Annotated in this window: 22 protein-coding genes; 4 read left to right on the forward strand and 18 right to left on the reverse strand. The window is 62.6% G+C overall.

Translation table 11 applies throughout. The features are described 5' to 3' along the window. Positions 1 to 75: 75 nt before the first annotated feature. The 11 genes from ABIB44_RS11080 to ABIB44_RS11130 all read right to left on the reverse strand — a co-directional run bounded on the left by ABIB44_RS11080 (position 76) and on the right by ABIB44_RS11130 (position 12,232). Positions 76 to 693, reverse strand: a complete 618-nt coding sequence (locus ABIB44_RS11080; protein ID WP_354584726.1) for a 3'-5' exonuclease — start codon at positions 691 to 693, stop codon at positions 76 to 78. 80 nt (positions 694 to 773) lie between these two features. After that, positions 774 to 2,303: a hypothetical protein gene (locus ABIB44_RS11085; RefSeq protein WP_354584727.1), complete on the reverse strand. Its 1,530-nt coding sequence runs from the start codon at positions 2,301 to 2,303 to the stop codon at positions 774 to 776. A 76-nt stretch (positions 2,304 to 2,379) separates the two neighbouring features. Continuing rightward, entirely contained in the window at positions 2,380 to 4,434 is a 2,055-nt protein-coding gene (locus tag ABIB44_RS11090) for a beta-N-acetylhexosaminidase (protein WP_354584728.1), read from the reverse strand. Positions 4,435 to 4,545: 111 nt separating this feature from the next. Next, positions 4,546 to 5,895, reverse strand: coding sequence for a DUF58 domain-containing protein (locus tag ABIB44_RS11095; RefSeq protein ID WP_354584729.1), 1,350 nt, complete (start codon positions 5,893 to 5,895; stop codon positions 4,546 to 4,548). A gap of 40 nt (positions 5,896 to 5,935) precedes the next feature. Beyond that, positions 5,936 to 6,295 (reverse strand): four helix bundle protein, encoded by a 360-nt coding sequence (locus ABIB44_RS11100; protein WP_354584730.1) that lies wholly within the window; start codon positions 6,293 to 6,295, stop codon positions 5,936 to 5,938. Positions 6,296 to 6,340: 45 nt separating this feature from the next. Next, the gene (locus ABIB44_RS11105; protein WP_354584731.1) at positions 6,341 to 7,423 is read right to left on the reverse strand and encodes an AAA family ATPase; all 1,083 of its coding nucleotides are present in this window, start codon (positions 7,421 to 7,423) and stop codon (positions 6,341 to 6,343) included. Beyond that, complete coding sequence (locus ABIB44_RS11110) at positions 7,424 to 7,687, reverse strand: hypothetical protein (RefSeq protein ID WP_354584732.1); 264 nt, start codon at positions 7,685 to 7,687, stop codon at positions 7,424 to 7,426. Positions 7,688 to 7,845: 158 nt separating this feature from the next. Beyond that, the gene (locus ABIB44_RS11115) at positions 7,846 to 9,210 is read right to left on the reverse strand and encodes a DUF4350 domain-containing protein (protein ID WP_354584733.1); all 1,365 of its coding nucleotides are present in this window, start codon (positions 9,208 to 9,210) and stop codon (positions 7,846 to 7,848) included. Further along, positions 9,207 to 10,091, reverse strand: coding sequence for a DUF4129 domain-containing protein (locus tag ABIB44_RS11120; RefSeq protein WP_354584734.1), 885 nt, complete (start codon positions 10,089 to 10,091; stop codon positions 9,207 to 9,209). Before ABIB44_RS11120 ends, ABIB44_RS11115 begins: the two co-directional genes overlap by 4 nt. Further along, positions 10,072 to 11,103 carry a DUF7847 domain-containing protein gene (locus ABIB44_RS11125; protein ID WP_354584735.1) on the reverse strand — a complete coding sequence of 344 codons (1,032 nt, stop codon included), beginning with the start codon at positions 11,101 to 11,103 and terminating at the stop codon, positions 10,072 to 10,074. Before ABIB44_RS11125 ends, ABIB44_RS11120 begins: the two co-directional genes overlap by 20 nt. Positions 11,104 to 11,278: 175 nt before the next feature. Beyond that, complete coding sequence (locus tag ABIB44_RS11130; RefSeq protein ID WP_354584736.1) at positions 11,279 to 12,232, reverse strand: stage II sporulation protein M; 954 nt, start codon at positions 12,230 to 12,232, stop codon at positions 11,279 to 11,281. Positions 12,233 to 12,433: 201 nt separating this feature from the next. On the opposite strand from ABIB44_RS11130, the gene ABIB44_RS11135 reads away from it, so the two are divergent. Further along, positions 12,434 to 13,183, forward strand: a complete 750-nt coding sequence (locus ABIB44_RS11135; RefSeq protein WP_354584737.1) for an RDD family protein — start codon at positions 12,434 to 12,436, stop codon at positions 13,181 to 13,183. Positions 13,184 to 13,325: 142 nt separating this feature from the next. Here the strand turns inward: ABIB44_RS11135 and ABIB44_RS11140 are convergent, their stop codons facing one another. Then, a complete protein-coding gene (locus ABIB44_RS11140; RefSeq protein WP_354584738.1) occupies positions 13,326 to 13,694 on the reverse strand; it encodes a hypothetical protein in 369 nt (122 codons plus the stop codon). Positions 13,695 to 13,911: 217 nt separating this feature from the next. Further along, positions 13,912 to 15,111 carry a proline dehydrogenase family protein gene (locus ABIB44_RS11145; RefSeq protein ID WP_354584739.1) on the reverse strand — a complete coding sequence of 400 codons (1,200 nt, stop codon included), beginning with the start codon at positions 15,109 to 15,111 and terminating at the stop codon, positions 13,912 to 13,914. Positions 15,112 to 15,252: 141 nt separating this feature from the next. On the opposite strand from ABIB44_RS11145, the gene ABIB44_RS11150 reads away from it, so the two are divergent. Then, a complete protein-coding gene (locus ABIB44_RS11150; protein ID WP_354584740.1) occupies positions 15,253 to 16,380 on the forward strand; it encodes a chorismate mutase in 1,128 nt (375 codons plus the stop codon). A gap of 6 nt (positions 16,381 to 16,386) precedes the next feature. Here ABIB44_RS11150 and ABIB44_RS11155 read toward each other — a convergent pair whose 3' ends face one another. Next, positions 16,387 to 16,935: a hypothetical protein gene (locus ABIB44_RS11155; RefSeq protein WP_354584741.1), complete on the reverse strand. Its 549-nt coding sequence runs from the start codon at positions 16,933 to 16,935 to the stop codon at positions 16,387 to 16,389. Between the two features lie 173 nt (positions 16,936 to 17,108). On the opposite strand from ABIB44_RS11155, the gene aroB reads away from it, so the two are divergent. After that, the gene (aroB, locus tag ABIB44_RS11160; RefSeq protein WP_354584742.1) at positions 17,109 to 18,158 is read left to right on the forward strand and encodes a 3-dehydroquinate synthase; all 1,050 of its coding nucleotides are present in this window, start codon (positions 17,109 to 17,111) and stop codon (positions 18,156 to 18,158) included. Between the two features lie 79 nt (positions 18,159 to 18,237). Further along, positions 18,238 to 19,482: a 3-phosphoshikimate 1-carboxyvinyltransferase gene (locus ABIB44_RS11165; protein WP_354584743.1), complete on the forward strand. Its 1,245-nt coding sequence runs from the start codon at positions 18,238 to 18,240 to the stop codon at positions 19,480 to 19,482. On the opposite strand, the gene ABIB44_RS11170 is transcribed toward ABIB44_RS11165, so the two are convergent. The 4 genes from ABIB44_RS11170 to ABIB44_RS11185 form a co-directional block, all read right to left on the reverse strand. Further along, positions 19,466 to 20,275 (reverse strand): ABC transporter substrate-binding protein, encoded by an 810-nt coding sequence (locus ABIB44_RS11170; protein WP_354584744.1) that lies wholly within the window; start codon positions 20,273 to 20,275, stop codon positions 19,466 to 19,468. The genes ABIB44_RS11165 and ABIB44_RS11170 overlap by 17 nt on opposite strands. A gap of 123 nt (positions 20,276 to 20,398) precedes the next feature. Then, positions 20,399 to 21,469, reverse strand: coding sequence for a M42 family metallopeptidase (locus ABIB44_RS11175; protein ID WP_354584745.1), 1,071 nt, complete (start codon positions 21,467 to 21,469; stop codon positions 20,399 to 20,401). Positions 21,470 to 21,537: 68 nt separating this feature from the next. Then, a complete protein-coding gene (locus ABIB44_RS11180) occupies positions 21,538 to 21,663 on the reverse strand; it encodes a hypothetical protein (RefSeq protein ID WP_354584746.1) in 126 nt (41 codons plus the stop codon). A 98-nt stretch (positions 21,664 to 21,761) separates the two neighbouring features. Further along, a complete protein-coding gene (locus ABIB44_RS11185; protein WP_354584747.1) occupies positions 21,762 to 22,832 on the reverse strand; it encodes a YeiH family protein in 1,071 nt (356 codons plus the stop codon). Positions 22,833 to 22,834 lie beyond the last annotated feature (2 nt).

Genomic DNA, 22,834 nt, shown 5'->3' on the forward strand with positions numbered 1-22,834 from the left:
AAAGGTATAAGAGCCTGCGCCAATTATGGCGCAGGCTCTTGCTTTTAGTACCCAGGCGATGAGGCAACGCCGATGCTATGCGAGGCGGGCCTTGGCGGCCTGCCGGGCGGCCCGGGCCGCCAGCCCGGCCGTGAGTTCGCGCTGCTTGTAGCACAGCGGCAGGGCCGTACCCGAGCGAAAAGCGCGCACCGTAATTTCGGCACAAGCCCGGGCGTCGCTCAGCGCATCGTGGTGGCTGAGCGGGATGCCAAACTGCCCGGCTACGTGGTCGAGCTTGTGGCGCTCGAAGTGGGGCCAGCACAGTTTGGCCAGCTTTACCGAGCACAGGGCGTGAAAGGCCGGAATGGGAACGCCGAAATCGCGGCAGCTGTATTCGAGCACGCTCACATCGAAGGCCGAGTTGTGAGCCACTACGGGCTGGTGGTGCAGGTAGGGCAGCAGCTGGGGCCACACGTCGGCCAGGGTGGGCGCGTTGTGCAGCTCGGCTGCCGAAATGCCGTGCACCTGCTGGTTGCGCCAGTCCACGCGCAGCACGCGGGGGCGCAGCAGGGTCGCGTAGGTTTCCACAATCTGGCCGCCACGCACCCGCACCACGCCCACGGCGCAGGCGCTGGCCCGTTGCTCGTTGGCCGTCTCAAAGTCGATAGCCGAGAAGTCGAGACTGGCTAGGGCGCGGGAAATTTCTGCTTGCATAACCCGCAAGTTAGGGCGTTGCGCTCAATGCGGAACGAAGAATGAGCAGTGAGCAATTTCGCTCCTGCTGTTTTTGTGCTTCATTCTTCAACAAGTGTAGCGTTCGGGTCGCAGCACACGTCGGGCACCCCGAAATAGCGTTCCATTACACCATTGATGTTGCCCTCGCAACCTTTGGTCAGGTCAATGTCGAACTCAATATCAGTGCTGAATTGCCGCAGTGGAATCAGCACGCGGCCGTAGGGCAGGCGTAGGGGCGGCAAGGTTACCTGGGGCTTCGCGGCGCGGTGGGCGGCCCGCAGCGCGGCAAAGCGGGCCTGCATCTGGGTATCAAAGGGGGCCGCGCTGGTAGCCAGTTCGCGCCAGGCCTCGGGCACGTGCCCGGCGGCAAAGAGGCCCAGTAGCGGCAGCAGCAAAAATAGCGCACGAGCCGGGCGATGCTTGACCAACCACGGCGGTGGCGTTGCTGCCGGCCACGCGGTTGTGGCCCGGCCCCAATGCCGCCCTGTCAGCCAGCCCAGCCCGGCCGTCGAGCCCAGCAGCACCAGCAGCATTTCGTTCTGCGCCCGCAGCAGCGGCGTGCCCACAATCAGGTAGCGGAAGAGCAGAAACCCGAGGAAATTCAGCGTCGCGTAGGCCAGCAGCAGCGCCAGCCACTGCCGCCGCACGAGCAGGCGCGGAGCTGGGCCGGTCGCATGGGCCTGCCGCCCGGCCCACCAGCCCACGGCCGCCGCCGCCAGTACGCTCAGGCCATTCATGGGCCGGATTAGAAACAGCACCATCGACAAAACCGACCGGGGAATGAGCACCAGCCAGCGGTAGGCGTAGTACGGGTCGGAGGGTGGGGCCATGGCGGCGGCGCGGGCCCAGTTGCCGGGTGCGGCTGCCGCCACGGCCGTGGCCAGCGCGCCGATGAGCAGCCAGCCCAGCAGCGCCGGCCGCGTCCTTCGGGGCAGGGCCATGGCCAGCAGCGCCAGCACTGGCAGGGCCTGCACCAGCGTCAGCTCATTGCCCGTCAGGGCCAGTGCCAGCGGCAGGCTGGCCCACATCGCCGCGCGCCGGCGACCAGCGACTGGCCCCCAGCCCACGCGCAGCGCCAGGGCTGTAAAATTTAGCAAGCTGATGAGTGTGAGCTGATACACCAGCGCGCCGGCAAACCAGTACAAAAACGAAAACGGCGCGGGGGCGGCGTTGCAGAACAGGGCCAGCAGCAGTCCGGCCGCCCACCCGGCCCGACTGCGCGAGCAGCTAAACCCCAGCGGCGGCCACCGCAGCGCCCGCAGCAGGTGCGCCAGACTGGCCCACATCGCCAGAAAAAAACCAGCCGCCGCCACCTTCACGCCGCCCAGCCAACCGTAGGCCACGGGGTTCAGCACCGTCATCAGAAATGTAGTGGTGAAGCGGCCCGTCCAGGTCTGAAACAGCCACACCTGCACGCCCCAGGTGCCGTGTTCCCGCAGCCAGGTGCCGTTGCGAAAATCATCAAAAAACGGCTGATTGAAAGCGCAGAGCAGCAGGAACGGGGCCAGCGCCAGGACGATGCCCAGGCGCGGCAGCAGCAGGCGCAGCGAAGAAGTGGTGGGCAAAGCAGAAACGGTGTAGCGGCGCATATTTGCGCCGCGTCGTTAAACAATCAGGCCGGGATTCAGCCGTCGCCGCCCAACAAGAAGCCGCAAATATGCGCCGCTACAGCCCGGCCAGCTTGCGGGCCGCTTTCACCACGGCCAATTCGGCCTGGCCGGCGGGGGCCTGCGCGGCATCGAGGGTGGCGCGGGCGGCGGCCAGCCACGCGGGGCCGGGCGTCTGGCTGGCTTGCAGCTGCGTGAGGCGCTCGAGTACGACGGCCGCCACGGCCGCCAGCCGGGCCGAGAGCGGCGCGTATTCCGTCAGGCTGGGGTTGGCGGCCAGCAGGGGCTGTAGCAGCACGTCGTTGGCCTGCCAGCGGATAGCCTGGGCGCGCAAGGCCGCCACTTGGCGCGGAACCGGCGGCAGGAAGCCGGGAGCGCCGGGGCGGAACGTCACTACGCTGTCCACGAGCCCGGCGAAGCGGCGGGCCACTTCCGACTCGGCCGGAGCGGCATCCACCAGGCGGTTCAGCACGCTGGCGGTGGTGTAGTCGTAGCCCTGGAAATGGCGCTTATACTCCTTCACCGGCTCGATTACTTCGGTTAATGTGCGGAGCGGGGCTACGCTGCCGGTGCCGGCCATTTGCGTGAGCAGCAGCTCCGGTACGCGGCGGTGGCGCAAGCCCAGGGTTTCGAGTTGGGGCGAAAGCACGTTCAGCCGGCGGTACATATCGGCCACGCTCCGGGTGGCCGCCTGAGGCGACCACAGCCGCTCGGCCACGGCTGCCGCCCGGGGCCAGATGCGCGAGTCGAGCACCACGGAGTCGGCGAATTCGGCCCACATCGCGGCCTCACCACCCAGCACGAGCTGCTGCTCGGTAGGCGTGAGGGGCGTGTCGGGCGGCAGCGGGTCGGTGAGGTAAGAGCTGGCCGCGCTGAAGTTCAAATCCAGATAATAGCCATTCGAAAGCAGCACCGGATGGCCTAGCCGGGCGGCCTCGTTCAGCCCTTTTTTGCCCCGCCAGCTTTGAATGACGACTGCTTTCGGCAGGTCGGGACCGAGAATTTCGTCCCAGCCAATCATCGTTTTGCCGTGCTGTTGCAGCAGAGCCATTACGCGACGGTTGAAATAGGTTTGTAGCTGGTGCTTATCTACGGTTTTGCCATCGGCTTTCACCATGCCGTGGGCCTGCATGTACGCCACAATGCGCGGGGTGCGCCGCCAGTTACGCCCGTCGTTCTCGTCGCCGCCGGCGTGGAAGTAGGGGTCCGGAAACAACGCCGTCATTTCGGTCAGCAGCGAATCGAGGAAGGTGTAGGTCGTTTCGCGGGTTGGGTCGATGGCCACGTTGGTGGTGCGCCAGCGCGTGTAGGGGGCATACACCGAGTCGGCCGAGGCCAGGCGCGGATACGCTACAATCCAGCTGGTGGTGTGGCTGGGCATGTCGAACTCGGGCACCACCCGGATGCCGCGCGCCGCCGCGTAAGCCACTACCTCGCGCACTTCGGCCTGGGTATAAAAGAGTCCGTCGGTACTGCCCACGGTTTGCAGACGCGGAAAAACCTGGCTCTCGACGCGGAAGCCCTGGTCGTCGGTGAGGTGCCAGTGCAGCACGTTCAGCTTCACGGCGGCCATGCCGTCGAGGTTGCGCTTGATGACGGCCACCGGCATAAAGTGCCGGGCCGCGTCAATCAGGAGCCCGCGCCAGGCAAAGCGCGGCTGGTCCCGGATGTCGACTTCGGGCAGGTAGCGGCCTTTTTTATCGGTGCGCGGCAGCTGCTCCAGCGTAGCCAGGGCCCGCAGCACGCCCAGGCTGGTGGGAGCGTCGATGCTCACGCCCATCGGCGTCACGCGCAGCGAATACCGCTCCTCGTCAAGCAGCTCGGCCCGGCCCACCCGCCCGTAGCGGATTTGCAGCGTGGCCGTTCCCACGGCTTTGGCCGGCGACAAACGGCCGAGGGTGCGGGCCACCGCGCCCGCTACTACCGCATCAACGGTCGCGGGCAGCAGGGGTTTTAGCGCCGTTTTCAACGGCAGGCGGCCCTGGCCGTAGCGGGCTTCGGTGGGTAGCGGCAATAGCGTGGGCTCGATTTGGGCCGCCGCCGGGCGCGTCATTAGTACCAGCCCCAGCACCAGCCATTTCACCAACTCGCTCGCTTTGCTAGCCTTCCGCATCGTACTTAATTGAAATTAATTTCTCCGCCGACTACAAATAGTCGTCCACAACCGAAGGTCAGCGCAAGCTAAAATCCGTGAAATCCGCTAAAATCCGCGCTAATCCGGGGTCTATATCAGGCCCCGGGCCTTGAATTCCAGGTATTTGTTGATGGTATTTGCCGTTAAGTCCTTGGGTGCGGTCAGCAGCGAATAAATGCCGTAGCGCTGCAATTCGAGCACAATCTGGCGCTTTTCCTGGGAAAATTTCTCGGCGATGGTCTGGTTGTATACCGCTTCCGTGGTCGCGGCCGGCGCTTCCAGAAAAGCCCGCAGCTCGGTATTCTCGAAAAACACGACCAGCAGCAGATGGTCCTTGGCCAGGCGGCGCAGGTAGGGCAACTGGCGCTGCATGCCGTGCAGCGTCTCAAAATTGGTGAACAGAATCAGCAGGCTGCGCTGCTTGATTTTGGCCCGTACCGTGGCGTAGAGCAGCTCGAAATCGGTTTCGAGGTACTTGGTCTTCTGGCGGTAAAGGATTTCCAGCAGCTTCAGCAGGTGACCGGGCCGGCGGTCGGCGGCCAGCGCAGCGCCGGGTTTGTTCGAAAAGGTGAGCAGCCCCGCCTTGTCGTGCTTCAACAATGCAATGTTGCTAACGACCAGCGTGGCATTGATGGCGTAATCGAGCAGGCTCAGCCCGTCGAACGGCATGCGCATCACCCGGCCCTTGTCAATCAGGCAGTATACCTGCTGGGCGCGCTCGTCCTGGAAGTGGTTCACCACCAGCGCGTCGGCGGTCCCGGTGCCGGCGCGGCGGGCCGTGGCTTTCCAGTTGATGCTGCGCGGGTCGTCGCCGGGCACGTAAGGCCGGATTTGCTCGAACTCCATGCTCTGGCCCACGCGCCGGATGCGCTTCACGCCCACCTCCGTGAGGCGGTTGTGGATGGCCAGCAGCTCGTACTGCCGCATTTGCAAAAACGACGGGTACACCGGCACCACCTTGCCCTGCTCGAAGCGAAACCGTCGCCGCACCAGCCCCAGCGGCGAGGCCGCGAAGATATTCAAGGCCCCAAACGCATACTCGCCGCGCTTGGTGGGCCGCAGCTGGTAGTCGATAATCCGCGTTTCGCCGGGCCGGATGGCCGCTTTGAACAGCACGTCGCGCCGCTGAAACTGGTGCGGAATCTCATCAATTGTCTCCGTCTGCACCGGAAAACGGTAGCGGTTTTCGAGGTATATCCGCACGTCGTTGTCCGAGCCGTTGGCGAGCTTGTCGCCGAGCACCCGCCGCCCGAATATCGGCGTGGCCTGTCCCTTGGCCGGCGCGTAGAGCAACAGCGCATCGAGCAGCGTGAGGACGATGAGCAGCCCGAGCGCAATTTTCATCGGCCCCAACAGCGCGGGGAGGAAAAACGCCACCACGAAGCCAGTGACGATGGCCGCCAGGGTTTGGAAGAAGCGAGCGGTGAGGAATAAAGTCAATTAAAAATGAAGAATTAAAAATTAAAAAATCCCGTGACAATTATTCTGTCGGGGTTCTGGTCGAGATGATGATGGCTGCCAGAATGCGCTTTAGCTCTTCAGCATCATCAATCATTGATGCGGCGAGATTGGGTTCGAGACATTCTGTATCGAGCAATAGCCGCAACCAGTAGTGAGCCTCGCGCGCCTCTTTGTAGGCTATGCTGCATTTAGCTGCAAAGTCACGCCGTGAAAACCCGCCCACGGCTTCTTCAACATTTGCCCCAATAGAAGTGCCGCAGCGCAGTATTTGGTCGGCTATGGAGCGAGGCTGCTTATTTCTGAGCAGCAGTTTGTAGAGTAGCACAACCCGCTTGGAAAAGGCGTAGCTTTTTACCAGTACAGGGTTTTCATCTTTCATGCCGGCCAACCTTTTTAATTTTTAATTCTTCATTTTTAATTCCCTTCACCGCGGCACTTCCACGCTCTGGATAATCTGCTGCACCACTTCATCGGGCGTGCTGCCCTCCATCTCGCGCTCGGGCGTGAGCATGATGCGGTGGCGCAGTACGCTCGGGGCCAGAAACTGCACGTCTTCGGGCGTCACGAAGTCGCGGCCGCGCAGGGCGGCCAGGGCTTTCGCGCCGTTCAGCAGGGCCAGCGAGGCGCGGGGCGACGCGCCCAGGTATAGGGCTTTGTGCGCCCGCGTCTGGCCCACCAGCTTGGCGATGTACTCCAGAATATTGGCCTCCACGCGCTGCTGTCGCACTTGTTGGCGCAGCTGGGCCAGGTCGGCGGCGCTCAGAATGGGCTGCACGGCCTCCAGGTTGGTGCTGCCCAGGCCGGCGTGGTGGCCGGTCAGAATCTGCACTTCCTCGGCCAGCGTGGGGTAGCCCACGTGCAGCTTGAACAGGAAGCGGTCGAGCTGGGCCTCGGGCAGGCGGTAGGTGCCTTCCTGCTCAATGGGATTCTGGGTGGCCAGCACCAGAAAGGGCTCCTGCATGGTGTAAGTGGTGCCGTCCTGGGTCACGGTGCGCTCCTCCATCACCTCAAACAGGGCCGATTGTGTCTTGGCGGGCGCGCGGTTGATTTCGTCAATCAGCACCACGCTGGCGAAAATAGGGCCGGGCCGAAACTCAAAATCCCCTTTGTTTTGCCGGAACACCGAAGTTCCCAGCACGTCGCTCGGCATCAAATCGGGGGTGAACTGGATGCGGCTGAACGGCACGGCCAGCGTACGGGCCAGTAGCTTTGCCATCAGGGTTTTGGCCACGCCGGGCACTCCTTCAAGCAACACGTGGCCATCGGCCAGCACGGCGGTAAGCAGCAGCTCCAGCAAATCGGTCTGGCCGACGATTATTTTGCCAATTTCATCCCGAATAGCCGCCGTGCGGGCCGTGAGCCGGGCGAAATCGGTGCGCGGGGCGAAGCTGGCTTCGGGGTTGGCGGCAGGCGCGGCAGTTTCTGCCAAAGCTTCTGCTGGAGCCAGCGCGGCCGATGCTACGGGTGCGGCCGGGGTGGGCGTCAGGTCGAGGTTTTCGGGTTCCATCTATAGAGTGCTGGCGTAGCCAAGTAAAGTCTGAACGGTTTCGTCGTCGGCGCAAACCTGCCGGAGGTCAGTAAGCATTTTTTGGGCGTAATCGGCCGATACGAGTTGGCGATGGTAGCGCGTGAGGTCCTGCAAAATTTCGCTAATATCGTCCCAGTCAATATCGGCCAGCAACTCCTTTTCCGGGGCCGAAGCCTGCTTTTTGAACAGGTGATTATCCCAGCGATACTTGATGAGGATGGTAAGCTTGGCAACGGTGAGCATGGCAGAAAGGGGTTAGCGACGGGCTTTGCGCCTGAATCTGGCTGAAAAGGACGGGCGAAAAGCTGAAAAAGTCAGCTGAGTGGGTTAAAAAAGCCGTTTCACGGAATAGTTAAATTTGTTAAAAAGCCCAAATCCGGCCACAGTGCAAAAAACGAAAATCAGCGGCGGACCTCCCGCTTGAAATCGTTGACGGCCGAGCTCAGTTGCAGCAGCTGCGCATCAGTCATCTGCGGGGCGGTGCGGGCGAAATTCACCAGCCGCAGCAGCTCATCGACGCGCGGCCGGGGCACGCCCGACTTCTGGCTGAGCCGCTCGCGGAACTGCTCATCGCCAAAATCGGGGCTGGGCTCCTGGAAGCGCGTGCGCAGGTAATCCATGAACAGGCTGACTTTCTTCTCCGCAATCAGCCCGTGGCTGCGGCCCTGCCGGTAGAGGCCGGCCACGGTGCGCGTGAACAGCAGCGTGGTGTTCGGCAACAGGTTGATGGTGGGGATGATGCGCTGCCGCCGTCGTGCGCCGGTGAGCACGAACAGCACCGCGCCGGCTAGGGTGATGAAGTAGGCCAGCCGCAGAGGCTCGTGCGCCACCAGCACCCGCAGCAGCGATTGCTCGCCGGCTGCGCCCTGCTTCTGGTATTCGTCCCAGAATGTGCGGCGGGCCGGCAGGTAGCGCAGCGCCGCTACCGCAAATGGCCGCGTGCGCGGCTGCAAAAAATAGCGGTTGCTGAACGCCGCCGGCACCGCGCACAGGTACAGGTGCCCGCGGCCTACCGGCAGCTCTACGTACACGGGTCGGCCCCGGGCATCGGTGGCGAGGGTATGGCCGGCCGCGCCCGGCCTTAGCACGAAACGGTATTCGGCGACATTGCCGGGCAGCCAACAGTGCCCGGCCGCCAGCGCCGGGTTGCTGAAGCGCAGCTCCACCGAATCGGGCCCGAACGGGTGGCCGGGAGTGGGCCGGATACGCGGCGTTAGGCGCTCAACCCGCACCCCGAGCGAACCGGCGAACGCCCCGTTCAGGTCTTCGGCGGTAATAAAAACCGCGTTGCCGCGCCGGGCCAGGGCCAATAGAGCGCGTCCATCGAGCGCGTCGTTGGCGAAGGCATTATTGACGAATAGGTAGTTGGCACGCAGGCCCTCGCGAAGGGGCAGAGCGGCGAGGTCGGTGGCCGGGGCTTCTGCCTCGGAAGTCGTCGTGGTGACGTTGCCCGCCGAATCGCGGGAGTGCCTGACGGTTACCGTGGGCCGGCCCGAACGGGAACGGCCAGTTGGCGAGTCGTCGAGCGAAAGGCCGGTTAGCTGGTTGTAGGCGGGCAGGCGCGTCACTTCGATAGAGTCGGTGCCGAGCAGGCGGGGCAGCTGGTCGAACAGCGCGTAGGTTCCGTAGGGAATCTTATCGGTATTGATGTAAGTCGGCGTCCAGTCGAGGGGCTTGGGGCGGTGCGATTCCACCACGACGTACACCCCAAACAACAGGGTCAGGCCCAGCATATACAGCCGAAACGTGGTGACGTGGCGCATCATCGGGCAGCGACGGGAGAGGTGGAAGAAGCGGCAGCGCGCACCGCCCGCTGGGCGACCCGCACGGGCTGGTACTGCGCGGCCGTGAGCGGCAGCTCGCCATACCACACGTACTCGAACTGGCGCGTGGCCACCCGAAATGCTTCGCGCAGCGCCCCGGCCGGCAGCTCCTGCAGGTAGGCGTGGTTGGTTTTGTTAGGCTCCCAGTGCAGCCGGCCCAGGTCGCTGAGGTGCTTCAGGGCCTCGAGGTAGCCCAGGCGCACGGCTAGGCGGTAGTTGCCGGCGGCTTCGGCCTCGGCCAGGCGGGCCGGGAAATCCACCCCGTGAATATCCTCGGCCAGCACGTCGTAATCTAGGCCGGAGCGGCGGGCCGAGCGGCCGAAAGCGCCGGTCAAATCCACTTTCAGCAGCTTGAGCACGCCGAATACCAGCGCCGCCACAATGGCCGCGTACCAGCCGTACTGCCACGTGAGCCGGCCGCCGGGCGTGCGCAGCAGGCGCTCCAGCAGGCGGCCCACCCAGTACCAGAACCGGTCCCAGAGGCCCAGGCCCTCGTGGGCGGCCTCGGCGTACTGGAAGTTCGAGTCGGCCCGCAGCTCGCGCAGGCGTGCCTCGTCGGGGTGGCGGGCCGGCAGGGGCGTGGTGCGGTCGGGCGGCAGGGGCCAGGCTTTGATGGCCGCGTTATCGGTAGCCAGCGGTTCGGTGGAGCGGGTGGCCGGGGCGGGCGCGGCCGGCGGCCCGGGCTGCGGCACCGCCACGGGTTGCTGCTCCGGTGGTTCTGCCAATGCCAGGCGGGCCAGCAGTAGCGCGGCTACCGCCAGGCCGTAGCGAACCGGTGCACGCCGACTAGGCCAAGTGGCGGCGCTAGTATTCGCCTTCCTCATCGGGTCGGTAGTAGTGGTTGGCAGCCTCGGGCGTGGCCGTCTGGCCCAGCAGGGCCAGCTGCTGCCGGGCCCCGATGCTGTCGCGGCGTTCGGCCAGGTTGAAGTACTGGAAGCCCATTGCCAGCAGCGGCAGGGCCAGCAGCAGCACGGCGCTGCCCGCGTAGAGCAGCGTGGCCGCCTGCATCAGCAGCGACGAATCGTGGCCGGTGCCGGACTTGCTGAGCTGGAGCACGTCCATCATCAGCAGCCCATACATGGGAATGGCAAACAGGTAGCTCATCGTGGTCTGAATAATGACCATCACCATCACCAGCCCGAACGTCGACCACCACTTGCCCTTTATCAGGTAAAAGGAGCGGCGCAGCGTCTGCACCGGCCCCAGGTCTTCGAGCCACATCACCGGGAAATACAGCGCCAGGCAGCCGGCCAGCCAGAAAATGGCGGCATACAGTACCATGACCAAAACAAACATCCAGCGCACACCGGCCATCGCCACAATGCCGCCCATCACCACGCTCAGCACCACCATGGCCCCCAGCCACAGGCCCAGCAGCAGCAGGCAGGCCAGCGCCATGCGGCCCAGGCGGGGCCGCAGCCAGCCCCATACCTGGCGGGGCTGCACGGTTTCGGCGGCGGGCAGGTGCAGGCGCACCCGCAGATAGCTATAAACGGTGGCGCTCAGCAGCACCAGCGTCACGATGCCGCCCAGTGCCGTGAGGGCCAGGCCCACGCCGCTCCAGCCGCGGTACATGGCCAGTGGGTCGATACCGGCCATGGCATGGGCCCCACCGGTTCGGGCCGCGCTAAACATGGCGGCATAAAACCCCACGGCCTTGCCCATGAACAGGGCCAGGCCAATGCCCATCAGCAAAGCGCCCGGCAGCGTGAAATAGGCCAGGCACTTGATAAAAGGCTTAAACTGGGAGCTGAGAAAGTCGAACGTGGCCGACACTTTAGCGCCAAAGTCCCGCTCGCGGCGGAAATCAGATTCCTGGGTAAAAAGAGGTTTCATTGGGTTGCAGAAAGGAAGTGAGCAGGTAGGATTGGTTGTGAGTTATGCTGAGCGCAGCCGAAGCATCTCTACCGCATCAGTAAGCAGATTTACTATGGTGGTAGGATGCTTCGACTGCGCTCAGCATGACCGTTGGAACGTTGTTCAGCGCCCCGCAAACGGCCCATTGCCAAAGCTACGCCCCGCGGGCCAGCCGCCGGCGCACCTGCCCCGGGTAAATGCCGAAATACCAGCCGATAAAGGCCGCCGACGTGCCGATAATGGCCAGGCTGGCCGCAATGGGCATTTCGGTATGGCGCGTTACGAACCCTTCGAGGAAGCCGGCCACTACGAAAATGGGCACCAGGCCCAGGGCCAGCTTCACGCCGTCGCGGGCGGCGCGCCGAAACGACTCGGCCCGCGAGTAGGTGCCCGGAAACAGGATGCCCTGGCCCATTACCAGGCCCGCCCCGCCGGCCAGCACAATGGCCGAGATTTCGAGCGTGCCGTGAATCCAGATGGTGAGGAAGGATTGCAGGCCCACGTGCTTCTGTACGAAGAAATACTGGAACGAGCCCAGCATAATGCCCGTGCGAAACAGCTCGACGATGGAGCCCACCCCGCCGGCCACGCCGAAGACGAACACCCGCAGCGACACGTAAATATTATTGCCCGTGATGAGCAGGAACATCGGCGCTTCGCTCTGGCTCTTGTACACGCCCATCGGGTCGCCTTTCCGAATGTTTTCCAGCGTCATGTTCACATAGCTGTCGCCGAGTACCACGCGCACAAACCGGTCGTCGAGCGCCGCCGACAGTACCCCGATGGCCGTGAACACCACGAACAGCAGCGCCGCCACCCGCAGCGTGCGGTGGTGCCGGCCCACCAGCAGCGGCAGCTCCTCGGCCCAGAACTGCCCAAAGCGGCCCGTTTTTTCGGGCTTGTTGCGGTACAGGTGCTGGTGCAGCCGGCCCGTGAGGCCATTGAGGTAGGCCGTGGTCTGGCTGTTGGGATAGAAGGTCTGGGCGTAGGCCAGGTCGTCGGTCAGGGCCACAAAGCGGGCGGCCAATTCGTCGGGATTGGTGGTGGGCTGCTGCTCGTACTGCTGCCAGCGCGCCTGGTTCTGGCGTAGGAAAACGGGTTCGCGCACGGGTTACGGGAGGGGATGAGGGGGGGCGGGTAGAAGGGCAGGAGTTCGAATGGATGAGATAAAAACCCAATTTCCTCCCTTTGTAAAAGCGAAGAAACTAGATTTGGGCTTTGCTGCCCTTCTCGAGCAGCTGTAATTTTATTTGTTAGGAGTTTTCCTCAACTCTTGCCCTCGTACCCGCCTACCCTCATACCCCGAATCATGGCTACCATCCGCGTTCATACGGCCCAAAACGTTACCCTCGAATACGAAGTAGCCAGTTTAGGCGACCGCCTCGTGGCGGCCATCATCGACAACATTATTCTAGTGGCCTGGCTCATTGCCTGCGCGCTCGTCGTCTTCAACGTGCTGAAGCTGGGCCGGGGCAATGCGGGTAATACCGTGGCCGTGGTGGTGCTGGGCGTGCTTGTAGGCATTCCCTACGTGTTCTACAACCTCGTTTGCGAAGTGTTTCTCAACGGCCAGAGCATCGGCAAAAAAGCCCGCGACATTCGGGTAGTGCGCCTCGACGGCACGGCCCCGCGCCTGGGCGACTACCTACTGCGCTGGCTGCTGCGCATTGTTGATACTGGCCTGCCGGTGGTGGGTGGCTTCGTGGCCATGATAACCATCCTGCTCAATGGCAAGGGCCAGCGCCTCGGCGACCTGGCCGCCGGCACCACCGTCATCAAGCTGCGTCGCCTGGCCTCGCAAAGCGCCGAGTTGCCCGTGCTGCCAGCAGGCTACCAGGTGGTTTTCCCGCAGGCTGCCCTGCTGGCCGACCACGACCTGGCCCTGGTGCGCCAGCTGATGCAGCAGGCCGCCGTGCGCGAAGATTACGGCCTGCTGAACGAGGTTGCCAACAAAGTGAAGGCCTTGACCGGTATCCAAACCACCCTGCCCGACGACCCCTTCTTGAAAACTGTGCTGCGCGACCACGCGCACCTGGCTACCCACGGCAGCGGCTATTGAGCGGTGGCGGAAACAAAAGAACGTCATGCAGAGCGCAGCGAAGGCATCTTTACCGCACAACGCAATCCAACCAAAAGAATGATTGATTGCGGGCAAGATGCTTCGGCAAGCTCAGCATGACGTTCAAATTGCTAGCCCGACGCTAAGCGAACTGCTGAAAATTAGCTTCTTCGCGCCAGAACTGGCGGCAGTCGATGATGAGGTTTTTCAGAAACTCCTCGTCTTGTTTCAGCGTGCGCCATTCGCCCATGCCCATCTTTTCGCACAGCTTGTAGAAGTTGTCGCCCTGGCCTTTCGAGCCCTGTACTTTCACGAGGCAGCTCAGGGGTGGGCGACCAGCTTCGTGCTCGGCCATCGAGATTTCCGCCAGCATTTCGTTGAGGCGGGATTTTTCGTGCGAAATTTCCAGATTCAGGCCCAATTCGGCTTCCTGCACCAAGGTCAGGTAGCTTACAGTTCCGGTTTGCAGCCGGGAATAACGGATGAGATACTTGCGAATACGAGCAATCATGGCGGGACGAAGGATGAGCAAAAAACCGTTTTGGGGGCTGAAAATTAGCGAATTTTAGTTGGACGGCGGTATTTTTTGTACGACCATCCCTCACAAAATTTTCAGCCAGCCGGCTACTTATCTGCCATAATCGTTCCGAGAATTTTCCCGCTGCCCGGTTTTCATCCTGTTGAGGGAAGGTTAAACCCAGCTTGGCGGAACCTGACGGGCCGTCCGGTTACCGGCGCTGCCGGCGGCGAATCTCCTTCTGGATAAGCAGGAACTCGCGGCTGCTCTGGCCCGCGATGGCCGTGTTTTCGTCGGCGCGGCGCAGCAAGTAGGGCATCACGGCCGCCACCGGGCCGTAGGGCAGGTACTTGGCGGTGTTGTAGCCGGCATTGGCGAGGTTGTAGGAGAGGTTGTCGCTCATGCCGTAGAGCTGGGCAAACCATACGCGCGGGTCACCGGGGGCCAGGCCGGCCTGCTGCATCATCTGGGTGAGGTGCAGCGAGCTGGCTTCGTTGTGGGTGCCGGCGCAAAAGCTGATGCGGTCGATGTGGTCGATGCAATAGCGCAGCGACTCGTCGTAGAGGTCGTCGGTGGCCTGCTTGGTCGGGTTGATGGGGTTCTGCTGGCCGCGCTGCTTGGCCACGCGGGCCTCTTTTTCCATGTAAGCGCCGCGCACCAGCTTGGCCCCGAAGTAGTAGCCGGCCTCGGCGGCGTGGTCGTGAGCGACTTTCAGCGCATCAAGGCGGTCGTGGCGGTAGAGCTGGTAAGTGTTCCAAACGATGGCCTGCTCGCGGTTATACTTGGCCATCATGTCGTAGGCCAACAGGTCGATGGTGTGCTGAAACCAGCTTTCCTCGGCATCAATGAACAGGCGCACACCGTGCTGATGCGCACGAGCACACAAGGCCTCCACGCGGGCCAGGGCGCGGTTGTGCGCCGCTTCCTCGGCGGGCGTGAGTAGCTGGCCGGCCTGAATTTTCTCCAGAATGGCCACGTTGGCCACGCCGGTTACTTTGAATACCGAGAAGGGAATGTGGGACGAGCGGTGGGCCTCGTCGATGGTGGCCAGCACCTCATCGCGGGTGTGGTCGTAGCTGGCATCGCTGCCTTCGCCCTCCACCGAGTAGTCGAGGATGGTGCCGATGTTATACTTGCCCAGCTCGGCCGTAACGGGGCGGCACTCGGCAATGGTTTCACCGCCGCAGAACTGGTCAAAAATGCTGTGCTTGATGAGAAACTTCGTGCCGGGCAGATTCCACTTTAGGGCCGTTTTCATCAGGCCGCTGCCGGTTTTCACCAGGCTGCCGCTGTTCATGGCCGCGAACAGCGCGTACACTTTGCGCAGCTGCGCATCGGACTTGGAGGCGAAAGCCACGCGCGTATCTTCGAAGGATAGGGGCGGGGCCTGAGTAGCGGGAGCGGGCGTCATGGAAAAAAGCAGGTGGTGGGTGGGATGGCAAGCGGACGAACGGTGGTACGAAGGTAAAAGGGAAACAACCTTTTCCGGGATTGAGTTAGGTTTGCAGCCCCGCCCGGTGCTGGTGCGCGGCCCCCGTAACAACTCACTTCCATGGCTTCTGTTTCTGATACGTATTTCACCCGCTTGCTGGCGCAAAAAGGGCAGCCTATTCTCATCGCCGGCCCCTGCTCGGCCGAAACCGAGGAGCAGGTGATGGCCACCGCCCACGGCCTGAAAGCGCTGGGCAAGATTGATTTGTTCCGGGCCGGCATTTGGAAGCCCCGCACCCGGCCGGGCTCGTTCGAGGGCATGGGTGCCGTGGCCCTGCCCTGGCTGCAGCGCGTGAAGGTCGAAACCGGCATCCCGACGACCATCGAAGTAGCCACGCCGCGCCACGTGGAAGAAGCCCTGGCCCACGGCATCGACGTGCTCTGGATTGGGGCGCGCACCACCGTCAACCCTTTCGCCGTGCAGGAGCTGGCCGACGCCCTGGCCGGCACCGGCGTGCCCGTGATGGTGAAAAACCCCGTGAACCCCGACGTGGCCCTTTGGGCCGGCGCGCTCGAGCGGCTGGAGCGGGCCGGAATCACGGATTTGGCGGCTATCCACCGGGGTTTCAGCACGTTTGCGCCCAGCCGCTACCGCAACGCGCCCACCTGGATTCTGCCCATCGAGCTGAAAACGCGCTTCCCGCACATCCCGCTCATTTGCGACCCCAGCCACATTGGCGGCCGGCGCGACCTGCTGCTGCCCATCGCCCAAAAGGCCCTCGACCTCGATTACGATGGCCTTATCATCGAAACCCACCCCGACCCCGACCACGCCCTGAGCGATGCCGAGCAGCAGGTGACGCCCGCCCGCCTGGGCGAAATCCTGAACGAGCTGAAGTACCGCTATCGCTCCTCCGACAACGCCGAATACCTCAACAAAGCCGAGGAGCTGCGCCAGAAAATGGACGAAGCCGACCGCGAAATCGTGGAAGCCCTGGCCCGCCGCATGGCCCTGGTGGAGGAACTGGCCGAATACAAGAAGGAAAACAACGTGAAAATCCTGCAGTTCGACCGCTGGAAGGAGATTTTTGAAACCCGCACCGGCTGGGCCGCCAAGCTGAACGTGAACGACAAGTTTGTGGCCGAGCTCTACAAGCTCATTCACCTCGAAAGCATCCGCAAGCAAACCGAGGTGCTCAACGGCCGCCCGCAGGTAGACGGCGTGGAGCACCTCGGGCCGGGGCTGTAGGCAGGTTTAGCGGCGGCGGTGCCACTTATAACGCTCGATAGCCCCGGCATCCAGGCATATTGCTTCGCCCATGATGCGCAGGGTTGTATCGGCAGCGGTGCGCGTGATGTCGTAGGTGCGTACGTAGCTGTTCAGCAGTTTAGGCTCAGCATTGAAGTCTACCAGCGGGCGATTAGGTTGCGAACAGCGAGTTGGACCGGCATGAAGATGATAAGTCGGCTGCATCTCCAGCTTTTGGTTATGGAAAATGTACACGATGCTGTCGCCCTTGAACACCAATTGACGGGTGAAGCCAACGGAGGTTGGGGTGATTTGGCCAATGAGAAGCGTACTGTTTATCCACTCCCAATAGCCATGCGAGCGGCTGAAAATGTCGCTCTCCGTATCGAAAGGCTCAGTAGTAGCTAATGGCGCTGGGTCGGGCTGCGGTTCAGTTTTCGACTTGCAGCCGCCAGCAATGGTCACCCCAGCTAGCAGCAACGGAAGCAAATGGCGTCGTGGGAAGAAATTGGTCATTGCAAACGGCTGAAGTATGAAAGGATGGATGTCGGCCAAATGTAGGAGCAAAATATTGCGGGTCCGAAATATCTTCGGTTTCCAGGACTTTGGCAGTAGGATGGTTCCGAAAAGCAGCGAGCACAAGGATTGGTGCCTGCTTGTCAATCCCTGACCACCGCCACTGCCACTGGGGTGCGCGAGCCGAAACTTTTTGTGCCGACTTTTGCCCCATGGACGACCTAGAAAATTCCGTCATTATTGGCCCCTCGGCCCTGCCCGCCCTGGCCGAACTGCTGCTCCGCCCGGCCGTCAGCCGCGTGTTCGTGCTCGTAGATAGCAATACGGCCCGCCAGTGCCTGCCGCTGCTGCTGCCGCACCTGCCGGCCGATTATCAGCTCATCGAAATACCCGCCGGCGAAGCGTATAAAACCCTGGCCAGCTGCGAACTGGTGTGGGGCGAGCTTACCGGGCAGCGCGCCGACCGCTACGCCGTGCTCGTGAACCTGGGCGGCGGCGTGGTGACGGATTTGGGCGGCTTCGCGGCGGCGCTTTACAAGCGCGGCATCCGGTTCGTGCAGGTGCCGACCACGCTGCTGGCGCAAGTGGATGCCAGCGTGGGCGGCAAAACGGGCGTCGATTTTCAGGGCTATAAAAATCAGCTCGGCGTGTTTCAGCAGCCGGCGGGGGTATTTGTCGAGCCAAAATTCCTCGAAACCCTCGACCCGCGCCAACTCAAATCGGGCTACGCCGAAGTCATTAAGCACTGGCTCATTGCCGATGCCGAAGCCTTTGATACCAACCGCCGCCTGGGCTGGCTGACCGATGACTGGACTGGTATTATTCGGGAGTCGGTGGCGCTCAAGCAGCGCATCGTGGCCGCCGACCCGCTCGAAGCCGGCCCGCGCAAGCTGCTCAACTTCGGCCACACCGTGGGCCACGCGCTGGAGAGCTACCTGCTCGCCCAGCCTGGTCGCGAGGCCCTGCACGGCGAGGCCGTGGCCGCCGGCCTCGTGTGCGAGAGCTGGCTGTCGGTGCAGCGCGGCCTGCTGAGCGCCGAGGAGCTGGACAAAATCGAAACCTTCGTGTTTTCGGTGTTCGATAAGCTGGATTATGTGACGCTGGAAACCGACGCCATCGCTGAATTCGCGCTTCAGGATAAGAAAAACGCGGGTGCCACCATCAACTGCACGCTGCTCAACGGCATCGGCCACGGCGTGTACGACCAGCCGGTAACGGTGGCCGAAATCGCCGAGTCGCTGCGCTACTACCACCGGTTATAGGGCGGCTTTAGCTTGTCGCCTCGTTATTCCTCCGCTTCTTGTTTTCCAACGGCAAGCTAAAGCTTCCCGTCCGCTGATTATGCACCTCTCCTGGCCCGGCGGCCCCCTGCGCGGCACCGCCCAACTCCCGGCTTCCAAAAGCGAAGCCAACCGCGCCCTCATTCTGCAGGCCCTGGCCGGCGGCGGCACCCTCGGCAACCTTTCCGACGCCAACGATACGCAGCTGATGATGCGCCTGCTGGCCGCCGTACCCAACACCGCCGAGCTGAGCGCCGAAGATGCCGGTACCGTCATGCGCTTCCTCACGGCCTACCTCACCGTCACAGACTGGCGTGGCCGCCTCACTGGCACCGCCCGCATGCAGGAGCGGCCCATTGCCGTGCTGGTCGATGCCCTGCGACAGGCCGGGGCCACCATCAGGTATCTGAATAAAGAAGGCTACCCGCCGCTGGAAATCGCCGGCTTTCAGGCGGCTAAAGGGGCCGCCACGCCCACCGAACTAGCCGTGCGCGGCGACATCAGCAGCCAGTATATTTCGGCGCTGCTGATGGTGGGGCCGCGCCTGCCCGGCGGCCTGCGCCTCACGCTCACCGGCCACATCGGCTCGCGCCCCTACATCAACATGACGGTGGCCCTGATGCAGCGCTTCGGGGCCGACTACGCGGCCGAGGGCGACGTGCTGACGGTGCGCCCCGGCGCTTACCGCCCCACCGATTACACCGTGGAATCGGACTGGTCGGCCGCCAGCTACTGGTATTCGTTTGTAGCGCTGGCCCCGGCCGGCTCCGAAATCACGCTGCCCGGCCTGCGCCGCGAATCGTTGCAGGGCGACCAGGCCATTGCGGCAATGATGACGCAGTTTGGGGTCGAAACCACGTTCCTGCCCGAGGCCGTGCACCTGCGCCAGGTGCCGCTCATCCCGCAAACTGAAACCCCAACCCTCGATTTCACCGACTGCCCCGATTTGGCCCAAACGGTGGCCGTAGTGGCGGCGGCCCTGGGCCGCCCGGTGGATATGACCGGCCTCGAAAGCTTGCGCATCAAGGAAACCGACCGCATTGCTGCCTTGCAAACCGAGCTGGCTAAGTTTGGCGGCGACCTGCGCGACCTTAGTGAAGGCCGTTTCCGGGCCGAATCCAAGGGCTTTGCCGTGCAGGGCCAAACCGTGGCCACCTACCACGACCACCGCATGGCCATGGCTTTCGCGCCGCTGGCTCTGCGCGGCGGGCTCACCATCGAGGCCCCCACGGTGGTGCGCAAGTCGTACCCGCAATTTTGGAATGTGTTAGCAAAAAGTGGCTTTGCGGTTAGCGAAGCTGGCTGAAATAGGCCGCCGATTGCCGCAAGCGACTGCCGTACCAGCTGAATAATTCGCCGTCGACAATCTCGATTTTAGCATTCGGGCAGATTGCCTGAAATTCCGCGATGTGCTTGTTGCCAAACGGGTAGGGCTCGGAGGATAGAAAGAGGCGTTGCGGTGCCGCAGAAACCAATTGTTCGGCCGTAATTTCCGGATAGCGGCTCAGCCCGGCAAAAACGTTGGCGAAGCCCGCCCGGCGCAGCATGTCATCGATAAACGTGCCCGTGGCAGCCACCATGTACGGCTTGCGCCAGATAAAATAAGCGGCCGAAACGGCCGCCGCCTGGTTGCCAGGCGTTGTTAAGCCCGCAAAAGATGCCTCAATTGTATCGGCGAGCGCGGCAGCTTTTTCCTTCGCGCCAGCGATAAAGCCCACCCGCCGAATCATGTCCAGCGCGTCAGGCAGGTTGCTGATGTCGCTGAGCCACACCGGGTAATTCGCGGCTAGTTCTTCGATGCCTTGCTGATAGTTTTCCTCCTTATTCCCAATTATCAGGTCGGGTTTTAGCGCGGCTATTTTGTCGAAATTGAAATTTTTAGTGCCGCCAATGACCGCTGCTGCCGTGCGCGCTTCAGCCGGGTAAATACAGAACTTGGTAACGCCCACCACCCGCGCTCCCAGCCCCAAATCAAACAGCAATTCGGTCTGCGATGGTACCAGCGACACAATTCGCCGTGGCGGAAATGGCACTGCCACGCGCCGGCCCATCTGGTCGGTCACGTTGAGCGGGAGGACGGGAATGAGGGGAAGCTCCATGTAAAGTAAAAATGCGGTCATCCTGAGCGCAGCGAAGGACCTTATCGCGCTTGAATGCCTTCAATCGAAGCAAGCATGATAAGGTCCTTCGCTGCGCTCAGGATGACAAGTGGTGAAACCGGCTTACTTGAAGTACCGGAAATCGTGGCCGTCCTCGATGCGCAGCAGCGTCTCGTAAATCAGGCGCGTCACGCTTTCTACGTCGTCCTTGTGCACGGTTTCGACGGTGGTGTGCATGTACTTGAGGGGCAGCGAAATCAGGGCCGAGGCCACGCCCGAGCCCGAGTAGGCGAAAGCGTCGGTATCGGTGCCGGTGGCGCGGGTGGCGGCGGCGCGCTGGAAGGGGATTTCCACGGCCTTGGCCGTGTCGATGATGAGGTCGCGCAGGTTGTTCTGCACGGCCGGGCCGTAGGTAATGACCGGGCCCTTGCCGCAGGAAATGTCGCCGGCCGTCTTTTTCTCATACATCGGCGACTGGCTGTCGTGGGTCACGTCCGTGACGATGGCCACGTCGGGGTTGATGCGGTGGGCCACCATCTCAGCCCCGCGCAGGCCGATTTCTTCCTGCACCGCGTTCACGATGTAGAGGCCGAAGGGCAGGGTTTTATTGTTCTCCTTCAGCATGCGGGCCACCTCGGCAATCATGAAGCCGCCCACGCGGTTGTCGAGGGCGCGGCCCACGTAAAACTTGTCGTTCAGCACCGTGAACTCGTCCTCGAACGTGACCACGCAGCCCACATGAATGCCCATTTCGGTCACCTCGTCGGCGCTGCTTGCGCCGCAGTCCAGAAACACGGTTTCGATGGTCGGTGCCTTATCCTGCTCCACCTTGCGCACGTGGATGGCGGGCCAGCCGAAAATGCCTTTCACGATGCCCTTTTCGCCGAAGATGTTCACCCGCTTGCTTGGGGCCACCAGCGGGTCGGAACCGCCGTTGCGGCGCAGGTACAGGTAGCCTTCCTTCGTGATGTAATTTACGAAGTAGGAAATCTCATCGGCGTGGGCCTCAATCACGACTTTGTATTTCGCATCGGGGTTAATCACGCCCACCACCGTGCCGTAGGTATCTACGAAATACTCGTCGATGTAGGGCTTGAGGTATTCGAGCCAGAGCTGCTGGCCTTCTTTCTCGAAACCGGTGGGGGAGGGGTTGTTGAGGTAGGTTTGGAGGAAGGTGAGGGATTCGGGACGCATTGGCAGTGGTTGGTTTTGAAAACGATGATACAAGTGGCAAGCTACGATGTTTGAGCGGTTTGCGCGGGCTAATTCACGTGCCAGGCCACCGAAATATCGGCTTCCGGGCCATGCGCGGCGGCTCCCCGCTGGCAGTGGGCGCGCCCGGCAGGGGCCTCGGCCGGCGTTGTAGGGCGAATGGGAATAATTGACATCGAAAACGCGAGAAATTGAGTGGACGGTGGTTGTTTGTCAGCTGGTCGTTCGGCAATTAAACTTCAGCTGGCCAATGCGTTTTACCCGTGCCTGGCCGCTACACCGTGTGGAGAATTACATACAGCGAGCCAACCGAAATCACCACCCACAGCAGAATGCCCAGCACGTAAGGCTTCGGACCTACCGAGCGCACCACCTTGGCCGACAAGCCCGCCCCGATGAAGAACAGGGTAACGGTAAGGCCGATTTTGGCCAGGCTCACCATCACCGGGCCCAGCGGCCGGGCGGCGGGCACGAAGGTGTTGACGAGCATGGCGGCAATAAAGCCAAAGATGAAATACGGAATCTTGACCTTGACGCCCTTCTGCTTGAAAATCATGGCCGTGCCAATGGAAATTGGGATAATCCAGAGCGCGCGGGCCAGCTTCACGGTGGTGGCCACTTCCAAAGCCTGGGTGCCGTAGGTTGCCGCCGCGCCCACCACCGAGCTCGTGTCGTGGATGGCAATGGCGCACCACAGGCCAAACTGGTTCTGCGTCATGGCCAGCGCGTGGCCGATGGGCGGGAAGGTGAACAGGGCAATGGCGTTGAGTACGAACACCGTACCCAGCGCTACCGACATTTCTTCGTCTTTGGCCCGCAGTACCGGCCCGATGGCCGCGATGGCCGAGCCCCCGCAAATGGCGGTGCCGCACGAAATCAGGTGCACCACGTGCCGCCCCAGCCCCAGCCACCGGCCCACCAAAAAACCCAGCAGCAACGTGCCGAAAATGGACCCGACCGTGAACAGGATGCCCAATTTGCCGGCCTGAACCGCCGCGTGGGCATTCATGCCGAAGCCTAGCCCGATAACCGAAAATTGCAGCAGCTTAGCCGTGGCTTTTTTGGTTTGCGTGCCGAAGGGGTTGCCCAGAGTCTGGGCCAGCACTAGGCCCAGGGCCAGGGCAATGGGCGGCGAGGCCCAAGGCGTGAGGCAGAACACGAGCAGCAGCCCGAACACTACTTGCTTCAGCGTGAAGCCACGTCCAAACAGCACGCGGGGGGTGTGCAGGTGACGGTGAAAGCCCGTGGCTTTATCGAATCCGGCAGTGGTGGGTTCGTCATTCGGTACAGCGGTGGATAGGGTAGCAGGAACCGGGGACGGAGCTTGCTGAACCGGAAATGGCATAA

Source organism: Hymenobacter sp. UYCo722, assembly GCF_040547115.1.
Classification (GTDB): domain Bacteria; phylum Bacteroidota; class Bacteroidia; order Cytophagales; family Hymenobacteraceae; genus Hymenobacter.